This window comes from Mesorhizobium kowhaii (genome assembly GCF_042431665.1).
In the GTDB taxonomy this organism is placed as follows: domain Bacteria; phylum Pseudomonadota; class Alphaproteobacteria; order Rhizobiales; family Rhizobiaceae; genus Mesorhizobium; species Mesorhizobium kowhaii.
In genome coordinates, this window is record NZ_JBHLYT010000030.1 from 216,623 (window position 1) to 230,123 (window position 13,501).

Annotated in this window: 12 protein-coding genes; 9 read left to right on the forward strand and 3 right to left on the reverse strand. The window is 63.8% G+C overall.

All coding sequences use genetic code 11. The features are described 5' to 3' along the window. From ACFFNA_RS18530 to ACFFNA_RS18540, 3 genes are read left to right on the forward strand one after another with little or no spacing between them, the layout of a single operon-like run. Entirely contained in the window at positions 1-1,017 is a 1,017-nt protein-coding gene (locus tag ACFFNA_RS18530; protein WP_378920525.1) for an SIS domain-containing protein, read from the forward strand. After that, entirely contained in the window at positions 1,017-1,955 is a 939-nt protein-coding gene (locus ACFFNA_RS18535; protein ID WP_378920527.1) for a PfkB family carbohydrate kinase, read from the forward strand. The genes ACFFNA_RS18530 and ACFFNA_RS18535 overlap by 1 nt, the downstream gene beginning before the upstream one ends. After that, positions 1,942-3,030 carry an ABC transporter ATP-binding protein gene (locus tag ACFFNA_RS18540; RefSeq protein ID WP_378920529.1) on the forward strand — a complete coding sequence of 363 codons (1,089 nt, stop codon included), beginning with the start codon at positions 1,942-1,944 and terminating at the stop codon, positions 3,028-3,030. Before ACFFNA_RS18535 ends, ACFFNA_RS18540 begins: the two co-directional genes overlap by 14 nt. Here ACFFNA_RS18540 and ACFFNA_RS18545 read toward each other — a convergent pair. Then, positions 3,021-3,587 (reverse strand): TetR/AcrR family transcriptional regulator, encoded by a 567-nt coding sequence (locus ACFFNA_RS18545; RefSeq protein ID WP_378920531.1) that lies wholly within the window; start codon positions 3,585-3,587, stop codon positions 3,021-3,023. The genes ACFFNA_RS18540 and ACFFNA_RS18545 overlap by 10 nt on opposite strands. Positions 3,588-3,731: 144 nt before the next feature. Here ACFFNA_RS18545 and ACFFNA_RS18550 point away from each other — a divergent pair, with 144 nt between their 5' ends. Together ACFFNA_RS18550 and ACFFNA_RS18555 are read left to right on the forward strand one after the other, a co-directional pair. Next, positions 3,732-5,069, forward strand: a complete 1,338-nt coding sequence (locus ACFFNA_RS18550; RefSeq protein ID WP_378920533.1) for an efflux RND transporter periplasmic adaptor subunit — start codon at positions 3,732-3,734, stop codon at positions 5,067-5,069. After that, on the forward strand, positions 5,066-8,149 hold the full coding sequence (locus ACFFNA_RS18555) for an efflux RND transporter permease subunit (RefSeq protein WP_111544375.1): 3,084 nt from the start codon (positions 5,066-5,068) through the stop codon (positions 8,147-8,149). The genes ACFFNA_RS18550 and ACFFNA_RS18555 overlap by 4 nt, the downstream gene beginning before the upstream one ends. A gap of 171 nt (positions 8,150-8,320) precedes the next feature. Here ACFFNA_RS18555 and ACFFNA_RS18560 read toward each other — a convergent pair whose 3' ends face one another. Continuing rightward, positions 8,321-8,782: a L,D-transpeptidase gene (locus ACFFNA_RS18560; RefSeq protein WP_378920535.1), complete on the reverse strand. Its 462-nt coding sequence runs from the start codon at positions 8,780-8,782 to the stop codon at positions 8,321-8,323. Between the two features lie 355 nt (positions 8,783-9,137). Here ACFFNA_RS18560 and ACFFNA_RS18565 point away from each other — a divergent pair, with 355 nt between their 5' ends. After that, the gene (locus ACFFNA_RS18565) at positions 9,138-9,470 is read left to right on the forward strand and encodes a hypothetical protein (protein ID WP_111544376.1); all 333 of its coding nucleotides are present in this window, start codon (positions 9,138-9,140) and stop codon (positions 9,468-9,470) included. A 31-nt stretch (positions 9,471-9,501) separates the two neighbouring features. Next, positions 9,502-9,669 (forward strand): hypothetical protein, encoded by a 168-nt coding sequence (locus ACFFNA_RS18570; RefSeq protein WP_111544377.1) that lies wholly within the window; start codon positions 9,502-9,504, stop codon positions 9,667-9,669. A 71-nt stretch (positions 9,670-9,740) separates the two neighbouring features. Here the strand turns inward: ACFFNA_RS18570 and ACFFNA_RS18575 are convergent, their stop codons facing one another. Further along, positions 9,741-10,427 carry a winged helix-turn-helix domain-containing protein gene (locus ACFFNA_RS18575; RefSeq protein ID WP_378920538.1) on the reverse strand — a complete coding sequence of 229 codons (687 nt, stop codon included), beginning with the start codon at positions 10,425-10,427 and terminating at the stop codon, positions 9,741-9,743. 47 nt (positions 10,428-10,474) lie between these two features. Between ACFFNA_RS18575 and ACFFNA_RS18580 the strand changes: the two genes are divergently transcribed. Next, positions 10,475-11,248, forward strand: a complete 774-nt coding sequence (locus tag ACFFNA_RS18580; RefSeq protein ID WP_208647071.1) for a response regulator — start codon at positions 10,475-10,477, stop codon at positions 11,246-11,248. Positions 11,249-11,327: 79 nt separating this feature from the next. Continuing rightward, positions 11,328-13,415, forward strand: coding sequence for a PAS domain S-box protein (locus ACFFNA_RS18585; RefSeq protein ID WP_378920540.1), 2,088 nt, complete (start codon positions 11,328-11,330; stop codon positions 13,413-13,415). Positions 13,416-13,501 lie beyond the last annotated feature (86 nt).

The window sequence follows — 13,501 nt, forward strand, 5'->3', positions numbered from 1 at the left end:
ATGAGTGCAGCAAAACCCCGGCCGGTCGGGCTGGCCGCGATCGACCGCGAGATGGCGCGCCAGCATGCCGATGCGATCGCGTCGTTCGAACACAACACGGCCATGGCGGCAAAGGTCGCCGCCTCGATCCGGCGGACCGGCCGGCTGTTGCTGCTCGGCATGGGCGGCTCACATGCCGTCGGTCGCGCCGTCGAGCCGCTCTACCGCGCGCTCGGCATCGATGCGCTGGCGCTGCCGCTTTCCGAGCAACTCGGCCAGCCGCTGCTGCTGACGGGCAGGACGGTGCTCGTCACCTCGCAGTCCGGCGAAAGTGCCGAGGTCGTCAGATGGTTCTCCGAGATCGGCAGCACTGCCGATGTTTTCGGCCTGACGCTTGAAGGCGCCTCGTTCCTCGCTCGCACCGTACCTTGCCTGGTCGGCGCCGGCGGCACCGAACTGGCGTTCGCCGCGACCCGCAGCCTGACCGTGACCTTCGCCTTGCATCTGGCGATCCTAGCCGCACTCGGCGAGGATCCGAGTGCCGCGCTTGGCGCCCTGGATCAGCCACAAGACAATGACATCGCGCAGGCACTCACGGCTCTGGCCAAGGTCACGACCATCGTCACCTCGGGCCGCCGGCTGCAAGGTCTCGCCGAAGCGCTGGCACTTGGCTTCACCGAGCTGTCGCGACTGCCATGCTTTTCGCTGGAGGGTGGCCAGTTGCGTCACGGGCCGATGGAGATGCTCGGCCCGCACGTCGGCGTCATACTGTTTCGCGGCAACGACCCGACGTCGGAGCTGGTGACCGCCATGGCCATATCCGTGGTCGAGGCCGGCGCGCCGCTCGTCATCTTCGATTCGTCCGGGCAATCGCCTGTCGCGGGTGCTGTCACGCTTTCATTCAAGCCAGCTTCAGGCTTCGCCGCGATCTTCGCCATGCTGCCTCTGGCGCAGCGCCTGATGATCGCCTTCGCCGATGCCCGCGTCGACAATGCCGGCACGCCTGTCCGCTCCACCAAGATCACCAGGAGCGAGTGATGCGTCCACTTGCGGTGATCGGCAACGTCAATGTCGACCTGATTGTCGGCCCGGTAGCGCCGTGGCCTGTCGCTGGAACGGAGACAGTCGTCGACCACGACGAATTGCGCGTCGGCGGCCAGGCTGGCAACAGCGCTCTGGCCTGGGAGGCGCTGGGCGTCGATTTCGCCGTTGCCGCCAATGTCGGCGACGACCAGTTCGGCCGCTGGCTTCGCGAGGCCTTCGGCCGCCATGCCGAGAAATGGCCGGTCCGGCCTGAAGGCACGACGCTGTCCGTCGGCATGACCCACCCTGACGGTGAGCGGACCTTCTTCACCACACGTGGACATCTGCCGCGCTTCAGCCTCGCCGACGTGCTCGCCGTTCTCGACGGCAGGGCGCTCTCAGGCGGCTACGCGCTGTTGTGCGGCTCCTTCCTGACCGACGATCTGACGCGCCACTACGACGCGTTTTTCGACTGGGCGGACAGCCACAGCATTGCCGTCGCGCTCGACACCGGCTGGCCGATCGATGGCTGGACCGAGGCCAATTGCGCGGCCACCCGCGCGTGGCTGTCGCGCTGCGAGCTGGCGCTGTTCAACGAGGTCGAGACCGTGACCCTGGCCGGAATGCAGAGCCCTGTGGAGGCCGCGCGCGAAATCCGGTCGAGCATGAGGGAAGGCGCAACCTTCGTCGTCAAGCGCGGGCCGCTGGGCGCCATCGCCATCGGCCCGGATGGGGCAGTCGTCGAAGCCGTCGCGCCCGATGTCCGGGTTGTCGACACGATCGGCGCCGGCGATGTCTTCAACGCCGCCTTCCTCGCCGCACTGGCCCAGGAGCAACCGCTATCGGCCTGTCTCTCCGCCGCGACGCATGTGGCCTCGCGCGCGATTTCCACCTTGCCCCGCAACTATGGTGGGCCGATGCAGTACAGGGAATCCATCCATGAGCGCGCTTGAAATCCGCGACATCCGCAAGAGTTACGGCAGTGTCGAGACGTTGAAAGGCATCGACATCGCGCTGCAGAGCGGCGAATTCCTGGTGTTGCTCGGCTCGTCGGGCTGCGGAAAATCGACGCTGCTCAACATCATCGCCGGGCTGGCCGAAGCGACAACCGGCGATGTGCTGATCGGCGGCCGCTCGATCCTTGGCGTTCATCCCAAGAACCGCGATATCGCCATGGTCTTCCAGTCCTATGCGCTCTATCCGAACCTGACTGTCCACCGCAACATCGGCTTCGGCCTGGAGATGCGCGGGGTTGCCGCCGACGAGCGCGACAAGGCCGTGCGCGAAGCGGCGAAACTGCTGCAGATCGAGACCCTGCTCGACCGCAAGCCGAGCCAGCTTTCCGGCGGCCAGCGCCAGCGCGTCGCCATTGGCAGGGCGCTGGTGCGCAAGCCGCAGGTCTTCCTGTTCGACGAACCGCTGTCCAATCTCGACGCCAAGCTGCGCCTTGAAATGCGCACCGAGCTGAAGCGCTTGCACCAGATGCTGCAGACCACGATCGTCTACGTCACCCACGACCAGATCGAGGCGATGACGCTGGCGACCCGCATCGCGGTGATGCGCGATGGCAGGATCGAGCAACTCGGCACGCCCGAAGAGATCTACAACCAGCCGGCGACGCTCTATGTCGCGGGCTTTGTCGGCGCGCCATCGATGAACATGCTGCAAGCGGTCGTCGCCGACGGAAGGCTGGCCATTGCCGATACCAACGTGCGGATACCCGTGCCTGCACGCTATCGGAACTCGGCCCGTGACGGCGCAAAGGTCGTCGTCGGCATCAGGCCCGAAGCGCTTCGCGTGGCGACCGGTGCTGCGACGGACTTGTCGTTGCCCGTGGAGATCGAGGTCGTCGAACTGACTGGACCCGAACTGGTCACCACGGCCCGCATCGGCCCACAGCGGCTGACGGCTTGCCTGCCGCCACGGACCCGGCTTGCCAAGGGTGAAACATGCAGCTTCGCCTTCGACGAAGCTGCACTTCGCTTGTTTGACCCGGCAACCGGCAAGGCCTGCCTGGATCAGCCCTGACGGCTGTCCTCGGGGGTCTGTGGCGATCCCGCAATCTCAAGCAGGGACGACACCAGCAGTAGCCGTTCGTCTTTCGACAGGACATCCGCATCAAAGAGGTTCATGCTGCGCAGTCCCTCGATGGCGAGATAACAGACCAGCAGCGACTTCAGATCCTGCGTCTCGCCCTTCAGCCGCTCGAAAAGCTGCCGCTTGAAGGTCTTTATTGGCGTCATGAAATCGGGGTCCTCGGCGATCGCCGAAAAGATCCAGGATGCCGATGGCTGCTTGTCCTCGCAATCACTTGCCGACAGCCTGATATAGACGGCGAGCGGGTTTTCGCCTTTGTCGTTGCTGTTGGCGGATTCGAGCGCTTGCCCAAATTCACGCAAATAGCCCTCGACCAGTCCCTGCATCAACTTGGCCTTGGTCGGGAAATTGTAGAGCAACCCGCCCTTCGATACGCCAGCACGGCTGGCGACCGCTTCCAGCGACAGGCTGCCGGGTCCGGATTCTCGTGCGACATCAGCCGCCGCAGCTAGAATTTTCTCGCGCGAGTTCGATCTTGGAGCTTTCATCGGCCCTCCATCGCAAGCTTAGGCCCAATTGACAAGACCGTCCAGACGGTACAGTAAGACCGCCGTTATTTGAAATCGGGACTGGCAGTCGATATGTGTCCCGATGTCCGAGCTTCGCGCCGGATTTCGACTGAGGGGATTTTCTTGTTCAAGCGCATACTCCGTATCGTCATCATCGCCCTGGTTCTGCTCGTCCTCGTCGTCGTGGTTGGCGGCATTGTCGGTTTCAACTTCCTGCGCGACAACGGCATCAAGCAGTATTTCGCCTCGATGAAACCACCGGCGGCGACCGTGTCGACGACCATCGCCAAGCCGTCGACCTGGACGCCGGGCGTCGAGGCGATCGGCACGGTCAGGGCGGTGCGTGGTGTCGATCTGACGGTTGAAACCACCGGCATCGTCAAGGAGATCCTGTTTCACGCCAATCAGAAGGTTGCGGACGGCGCGGTCCTGCTGCAACTCGACGGTGCGGTCGAGCGCGCGGATCTAGAAGCGACGAAGGCGCAAGTGGCGCTCGTCCAGATGGCGCTGACGCGCGCCATTGAACTGCAGAGGCGCGGCGTTAACGCAGAGGCTACGCTCGACACGGCGCGGGCAACCGCATCTGCAACCGCCGCGCAGGTGAACAAACTGCAGGCGGTGCTCGACCAGAAGCAGCTGACGGCGCCTTTCAGCGGCACGGTGGGTATCCCGAAAATCGACCTCGGCCAATACCTGGCGCCCGGCACCGTAGTGGTGACGCTACAGGATCTCGACACGATGCGGGTCGATTTCACGGTACCGGAACAACAGCTGCCTTCGCTGAAGATCGGTCAAACGGTGCGGCTGGGAATCGGCGGCGGCGAGATGCCCTACGCCGGCACCATTCGCGGCATCGACCCGAAAATCGACCCTTCGAGCCGGCTGGTAAACGTGCGGGCCGAGGTCGCCAACACCGAAGGCAAATTGACCCCCGGCCAGTTCGTGCAGGTTCGTGTCGAACTGCCTGAAGAGCAGAATGTGCTGACGCTGCCGCAGACGGCGCTGACCACCAGCCTCTATGGCGACTACATATTCGTGGTGCAGCAGGCAAAGCCCGCCGAAGCGCCCCCCGCGCAGGCAGCCAAGCCGGAAGAAAAGCCCGCCGCGTCGGCAACCGAGAAACCGGCGGACGCCCAGCCCGCAGACACCAAGCCGGCTGATGCCATGAAGCCGGCGGCTGGTGCAACCAAGCCTGCCGCCGAAGCGGCAAAGCCTGCGGACAAGGCTGCCGATCCGGCCAAGCCGGCGGCGGAAGGCGACAAGCCTGCGCTGGTGCTGTCGCAGGTCTTCGTCAAGCCCGGCCGCCGCAACGCCGGCATGGTCGAGATCGTCGAGGGGTTGAAGGCTGGCGATGAGGTCGTCACCGCCGGTCAGAACCGGCTCTTCAACGGCATGTCCGTCGCCGTCGACAACACCATCGACCCGACCAAATCGGCGAACAAGCAGGCCGACCAGCAATGAGCTTTTCCGATCTCTTCATTCGCCGGCCTGTCCTTTCGACAGTCCTGGCCTGCATGATCCTGCTCCTGGGTTTCCAGGGCATCTTCAACCTGTCGATCCGGCAGTATCCGAAGGTTGACGAGACGGCGATCACCATCACGACGGCGTATCCGGGCGCCAGCGCCGACCTGATCCAGGGCTTCATTTCCGCCCCGATCGCCCGCGCCGTCGCCTCGACCGAAAACATCGACTACGTCACCTCGTCGAGCCGTCCGTCCTCCAGCACCGTGACGGTGCAGATGAAGCTTGGCTCCAACCCCGACGTCGCGCTGACCGAAGTGCTGTCCAAGGTCCAGGGCGTGCGCGGCACCTTGCCGGACGCCTCCAAGGATCCCGTCATCGTCAAGGGCACCGGCCAGCAGTTCGCGATGATGTACATCTCGATGCAGAATCCGAACATGACGAAGGAGCAGCTGACGGAGTATATCGAGCGCGTCATCCGGCCACGCATGTCGACGGTCGAAGGCGTCGCCGACGTTCAGATCTTCGGCGCCCAGGAATACTCGATGCGCGTCTGGATCGACCCGGTCAAGCTTGCCGCGCGCGGCGTGACGGCCTCCGAAGTTCTGGAGGCGATCAACAACTCCAACTTCCTTTCGGCGCCCGGCAATACACAGAACGAGTATGTCGTCTCGTCGATCACCGTGCGCTCGACGCTGCAGACGCCGGAAGCGTTCGCCGCGCTGCCGCTGCGCTCGACCGATGGCAATGTGGTACGGCTGCGCGACGTGGCTCGCGTCGAGCTCGGCGCCGAGAATACCGACACCAGGGTCAGCTTCAACGGCAAGCCCGGCACATTCCTCGCCATCTTCCCGACGCCGGCGGCCAACCCGCTGACCACGGCGGCGGCGCTCACCAAGCTCGTGCCGCAGATTCAGGAGACGCTGCCGAAAGGCATGACGATCGAGGTCGTCTACGATGCGACCGGGCAGATCAGTGCCTCGATCGACGAGGTGTTCAAGACCATCGCCGAGGCGGTTGCTATCGTCATCGTCGTCATCCTTTTGTTCCTTGGCTCTTTCCGTTCGGTGATGATGCCGATCGTCACCATCCCGCTGTCGCTGATCGGCGTCTGCTTCCTTTTGTTTGCGGTGGGCTATTCGATCAACCTTCTCTCCCTGCTGGCCATGGTGCTGGCAATCGGCCTTGTCGTCGATGACGCCATCGTGGTGGTGGAAAACATCCACCGCCACATGGAAGAAGACCACATGTCGCCGATGCAGGCGGCGTTCAGCGGCATGCGCGAAATCGCCTCGGCCATTGTCGCCATGACGATGACGCTGGCCGCCGTGTTCGCGCCGCTGGCCTTCACCGGCGGCCTGACCGGTGCGCTGTTCCGCGAATTCGCCGTCACGCTCGCCGGCTCGGTGGTGCTGTCAGGCGTCATCGCCGTCACCATCACGCCGATGATGTCGGCGCGGCTCTTGAAGTCCGGCACGCCCGGCCGCTTCCAGCGCATTGTCGACGGCACCTTCGCGCGGGTCGAACACGTCTACGAGAGGGCCGTCACCGGTTCGCTGAACTATCGCCCGCTGACGCTGATCATCGTGCTTGCTCTTGTCGGCGTGACCGGCTTCATGTTCACCAAGACCTCGACTGAACTGGCGCCGGAAGAGGATCAGGGCTTTCTGCTCTCGATCGTGACAGCGCCACGCTATGCGACGTCCGATTACACCGAGACATACGTCAACCAGATGCTCGGCCTTGTAAGGGATATTCCCGAGACGCGGGCGCAGTTCTCCGCCGTCGCCTTCAGCGGTGAGACAAACAGCGCCTTCGTCGGCTTTGCCTTCAAGGACTGGGCGGATCGCAAGCGCAATTCAAAGGAATTGCAGGCCGACATTACGGCCCGTCTCGCCAAGGTGGCGGGTGTCCAGGCCTTCGTCTTTGCGCCCCCGACGCTGCCGGGCTCCGGCGGCGGCCTGCCCATCGCCATGGTGGTGCGATCGACCGGCGATTCCTCGGAAGTGTACGAGGTGGCCGAGCAGATCAAGAACAAGGCGCAGGCCTCCGGCCGCTTCATCGTCGTGCAGAATTCGATGGCCTATGACGCACCGCAGGTGACGGTGACCATCGATCGCGACCGTGCCGCGGCTCTCAACCTGCCGATCGCCGATATCGGCCGGACGCTGACGCTGCTGGTCGGCGGTGCCGAAGTGGCGCAGTTCGATCGCGACTCCAACAGCTACGACATCATCCCGCAGGTGCCGCAGGAATTCCGCGATAACCCCGAAAAGCTCGGCGAATACTTCGTTCGCAGCGTAACCGGCGAGATGGTGCCGCTGTCGGCCGTGGTGAAGATTTCGAACAATGCGGCGCCGGCAGCCATCGAGCAGTTCAACCAGCTGAATTCAGCGACGATTTCCGCGCTACCACTGCCCGGCGTCACCACCGGCGACGGGTTGAAGGCACTGGAGGACATAGCCAGGGAGAGCCTGCCCGATAGCTTCTTCATCGACTACTCCGGCCAGTCCAGGCAGGAGAAGGAACAAGGCAACACCATCCTGATCGCCTTTGCGGCGGCCGTCATCGTCATCTATCTGGTGCTGGCGGCGCAGTTTGAAAGTTTCCGCGACCCGCTGATCATCATGATGGCGGTGCCGCTGTCCATCTTCGGCGCCATCGTGCCGCTCAATCTGGGTCTCGGCACGCTCAACATCTATACGCAGGTCGGCCTGATCACGCTGATCGGCCTGATCACCAAGCACGGCATCCTTCTGGTCGAGTTCGCCAACCAGCAGCGAGAAATCCACGGCATGCGCCGCCGTGACGCCATCATCGCCTCGGCCAAGGTGCGTCTGCGGCCGATCCTGATGACGACGGCGGCGATGGCGCTTGGCGTCGTGCCGCTGATCACGTCCAGCGGTGCGGGTGCCGCGGCCCGTTATTCGATGGGCCTGGTGATCTTCACTGGCATCCTGGTCGGCACCATGTTCACGCTCTTCGTCGTGCCCATGTTCTACACCTTCATTGCCAGCAAAGACCTGCCGCATCTGGCCGAGAAGCCGGATCCCAAGCTGATGCCGGCACTGCCGAACTAGAGCAATTCCAGGAAAAGTGTGTAGCGGTTTTCCGTCCGGAATTGCGAAAAACAGGTGACAAAAAAGAGGCCGGAAATTCCGGCCTCTTTTTTTGGGCTAGGCTCAATACCGCGAGAACCCGCGGGAGTCTCGAACGAGGCACGGCAGTTGGCCGGCCCGTTCCACAGCCTGCTACTTGACGATGACGATGCTGGTGTTGGTCGGCCCGAACATTTCGACAAGCTGATAGAAATCGGCGGCATTGTCGGGATGCAGCCGCACGCAGCCATGCGAAGCCGGCTGGCCGAGGCGCTTGATCGCATTGGTGGCATGCACCGCATAGCCGCCGCTGAAGAAGACCGAATGCGGCATCGGCGCGTTGTCGTACTTCTTCGAATACCACATCTCATGCATGCGCGTCGGCTTGAACGAGCCGGTCGGTGTCACATGGGCCCCGTCGCCGGTGGAAACCTTCCAGGCGAAGGCTGGCCGGCCGTCGACCGAGACTTCCATGATCTGCTGTGAAAGCGAAACGCGCGCCACGATCTTGTTGGCGGCATGGGCAGCGCCCGAGCCGGCGCCGAGCAGAAATGCGGCACTGGTCAGGGCGGCGGCGGTGATGTTGATGAGCTTGGCGGAAATGGTGGTGTGCATGATGGTGTCCCCTCTCTCTGCCGGGCTGGCCGGCTCCAATTCGATGGCCGCTTATCCCAACATCATGTTTCGAGCAGATTTCGCGAAATGCTCGTTTGTGTTTCGAATCCGTTTCCTCTGGTTAACAAGCAGTGCCATCAACGGAGCCGAAATAGGGAACCAGACGCTGCCTGCTGGCGAGACCAGGATCCCAGGAACTTGGGTTTTTGTCTCTAAACGAAATGCAAATTTCCTACATACGAAAGAAGAGCCATCAATCCCGAAACCAAACTGCAACAATGCGCGACTCCAAGCGGCATGATCCGGATACGGGCCGCAAGCAAAGTTGACGCAACGAAAACAGCCGGTAACGAAAATGGAAACGAAATCGAACGCACTGTCCTGGGTTCTCAGGATCAGCATCGCGGCAGCGGTCATCGGCGGCGTCGGCACGGTTGCCGGCAACCCTCTGGCAAGGCTCGGCGCGATGACGTCAGGCGAGATTTCGACACTGCATGCCGCACTGTTTTTTGCCACGGTCTGGATTGTTTCCAGCCTGCGCATCGCTCGGCTCAAGGCCCTCTGGCGGGTCGGTCTTAAGCTGACGGGAGTGCGCGGCCCCTCCGGCAACTTGCTGCCGAGAGGACCGAAGGCCCGCGCCGCTGCGGGGGGCTCCGTGAGCGGCGCGGGCACTTCGGGAGTATCCTGAAGCGACCTGCAACATTTGGGGAACTGATACGATGAACACGAAATTTGCCGCTTCGGTGCTTTCTGCACTGCTCTACGCGCAGGGCCTGCTCGGCTTTGCCGGCGTTGCCACCGTCCTGCTCAGGGACCGCGCCCATGCGAGCGAACTCAACATGGGCAATGACATGCCATCGGGTCCGTCGATGCTGGTGGTGCGCTGAGCGTCAGGAGCATCGGACCCCAGGTGGAAACTCCGATGCTCGAACGAAGAGATGGCGTCAGTGCCCAGCCGTCAGTCGGCGAATTGCTGCGGCGGATCGAACCGATAGCCGGCGCCGCGTATGGTGGTGATGGTGTCGGTATCGAGCTTGCGGCGCAGCCGCACGATGCGCGAATCGATCGAGCGATCGAAGGCGTCGGCGTTCTCGGCCGGTGCCGCGGCAATGATATCGTCACGCGTCAGCACCTTGCGCGGACTGGCCAGGAACAGCCTGAGCAGCGCCACCTGACCGGGCGAAAGCTGCTCTTCTGTGCCGGAGCGATGCATGACCATGGCCGATCTCAAATCGACGGTCGCGTTCTCCAGCACGATCAGTTCCTGGGTGCCCCTGCCGCGCCGCGAAAGCAGGCCGCCGACACGAGCGGCGAGTTCCCTGACATTGAGCGGGCTCTCGACGACGTCGGCCGCACCAAGCTCGAGCGCCAGCACCTTGTCTACGAGATCGGCCGGCCGGCAGATCAGGATGAAATCCGGCCCGCCCTCGCCACCATGACGCTTGAGCAGGTCCCGCCCCTCCGCCTGGCTGAGGCTGTCGCCGACGACGACGACGTCGATGCCCTTTCCCGACAGCAGCGATTCAGCCTCCCATGGCTGCCGCGCCTGATGCACATCGTGGCCACGCCGCTCGAGATGGTCGGCGAGTTCGGTCGCGACCACTTCGGCGACCGAAACGAGCGCAATGACGGATCGTGCGGCCATATATTCTCCAACCGTTTCTTGGCAACCGGATATGAGTGCTGGACATCATGTTTATACCCAATCTACTTTCCACTGAAAGTGGGAGCGAAGGCATCGTGCGGGGAAGAATTGTCATCGTCGAGGACGAGCCCGACCTAAGGGACGCGGTCGCCGAATATCTGGGCGCCGCCGGCTATGACGTGGTCACCGCTGAAAGTGCGGCCGCCGCGCGCAGCCTCGTTGAAACGCAGTCGTTTCATCTCGCCATCCTCGACATCGCCATGCCGGGCGAGGATGGCCTGTCGCTCGGCCGCTGGCTGCGTTCGCGGCTGCCGATCGGCATAATCTACGCGACCGCCGCCGGCACCGCGCTCGACCGCATCGTCGGGCTGGAACTCGGCGCCGACGACTACATCGTCAAGCCCTACGAATTGCGCGAAGTGCTGGCAAGGGTCCGCAGCGTGCTGCGCCGGGTTCCCCAGCCGCAGGAGCTTCAGGGCAAAAAGGCCGCGACGGATCGCCGTTCCGTTGTCTTTGGCCCTTTCCAGGCCGATCTCGACGGCAGGCTGGTCACCGGCGCCAATGGCTCGGTGATCGACATGGCCAAGAGCGAATTCGACGTGCTGGAGGTTTTCCTGACCCGCGCCAACCGGCTGCTGACCCGCGCCGCGATCTCCGAGGCGATCGGCTTCACCGAAGACCCGGAATCGTCGCGCGCGGTCGACATTCGCATCATGCGGCTGCGCAAGAAGATCGAGACGGACCCGGCCAATCCGAAATTCCTGCGCACGGTGCGCGGGGAAGGCTATATCTTCTCGCTGCCGACTGGCGACAGCAACTGAGCACCGAGGCCAGAGGGTTCGGTTTCGCGGCCGTTGCGAGCCGATCGAAATTGGCACGACTCTGGAAAGACGGCAGACGATGACCGCTGAAGCAGCAAGCACGAATATGCAAGGGCTCAGGCAGGGCGCGGCGATGGCGGCCGTGCGCGTCGTTCGCCGGCTGCGTGAGGCCGGCGACTGGCAGCGCGAGATGGAGGGCATCCTGGAAACGCTCTGCCGTGCCATGGAATGCCAGCGCGGCATCCTGTTTCGCTTGCGCGAGCTGCCCGGCCAGGGCTTCGCCCAGTCGGTCGCCGCCTACTGGATCGACCCCGACTTCGGCGGAGAACTGGCATCCCCAACCGTCATCATGCAGTCGGTCGTCAATTCGGACCCGTTGCTGGAGCGGGTGGCCGAGGATGAACGGCAAGGCAAGATCTTCGCCGGGCATACGCGCAATCTCGAAGGCTTCCTGAGAACCGACTTCGAAAAGCAGAACATCAAGTCGTTCCTGTCGGTGTCGGTCTTCGCGCATGGCCATCTGTGGGGCACGCTGGCGGTCAATGACTGCGTCGACGAGCGCGAGTGGACCGACGAGGAAGAAGCGACGCTGCACATCATCGCGCTCGCCATCGGCGACGCCATCGAACGATCGCCCTCCGACGCCCATGCCAGCGAGGTCATTCGCCGCACCATGCTGCAGGCTTCGCTCGATGCCATCATCGTCATCGACGAGACCGGCTCGATCATCGAGTTCAACCCGGCCGCCGAAAAGATGTTCGGCTACCTGCGCAGCGATATCCTCGGCAAGGACCTGCTCGACACCGTCGTGCCGGAATACTACCGCAAGGGCTATTCGTCGGGGGCCGAATACATGTCCGGCCGCGGCGCGCCGATGGTCGGCCAGCGGCTGGAGACGGTGACCCAGAACGCCGCCGGCGAGGTGTTCCCGATCGAGCTGACGGCAACCGAGATGCGGGTCGCCGACCGCCGCCTGATCTTCGGCTCGATCCGCGACCTGCGCGACAAATTGCGCGCCGAGGAGGAGATCGGTCGCCAGCGCGAGAAGCTGCACCAGAACGAGAAGATGGCGGCGATGGGTTCGTTGCTGGCCGGCGTCTCGCATGAGCTCAACAACCCGCTGGCCGTGGTGGTGGCACAATCGACGCTGCTGCACGAATTCGCCTCCGATCCGCAGACCAAGGTGCGTGCCGAGAAAGTGCGCGCCGCCGCCGAGCGTTGCGGCCGCATCGTCAAGAGCTTCCTGTCGATGGTCCGCCTTCATCCCGCAGCCCAGGCCGAGACCGATCTCAACCAGGTGATCCGCGCAGCCCTCGAGGTGACCGCCTATGGCGCCCGATCAAGCGGCATCATCATCGACACCGATTTCGCCGCCGGCCCGCTGCTGGCCATGGCCGACGCCGACCATGTGACGCAGGTGGCGGCCAACTTCCTCATCAACAGCCAGCATGCTTTGGCCGGCGTCGCCGGCGACCGGCTGATCAAGGTGCGGACGTTCCGCGGCGACCGGGGCAACCCCTGCTTCTCGGTCGAGGACAATGGCCCCGGCGTGCCGGAAGCGATCCGCAGCCGCATCTTCGAATCCTATTTCACCACCAAGCCGGTCGGCGTCGGCACCGGCATCGGCCTGTCGATCTCGAAATCGATCATCGAGCGCCACAATGGCAATGTCTGGTTCGAGGAAGTGCTGCCGAGAGGGGCGCGTTTCGTCGTCCGGATGCCGGCCATTGCGGCCGGCGCCGCCAGCGCCGGCGAGAACCAGCCGCGCTCGAGCGGCTTGCGCCATGCCTTGATCATCGACGACGAGCCGGATGTCGCCGGCTCGCTCTCCGATATTCTCGAATTGATGGGCATCAAGTCGCGGATTGCACCTGTCTGGGAATCGGGCGCCGCCACCCTGGGCGGCCACATGCCGCCCGACATCGTCTTTTCGGACCTGCGCATGCCCGGCATCAGCGGCATGTCGATCTACCGCGAGCTGCTCGCCGAAAGGTCTGACCTGGCGCAGCGTTTCGTGCTGGTCACCGGCGATCTGATCGGCGCGAAAGCAGAGATCGAGGCCTTGCCGGCGCAGCAGCGGCCGCAGATCCTGGAAAAGCCGTTCAGCACGCTGGATGTACGCAGCGTGCTGTCCGCCATTGCCGAACAGGCGGCATTGAAAGGATAAAAAAGAGGCCCCCAGCCGGGCTCGTGGCAGGGGGCCGAAGAAGAGCGCGCTGGAGGGAGCGCTCGGGGAGGTCAGAGCATGATCCC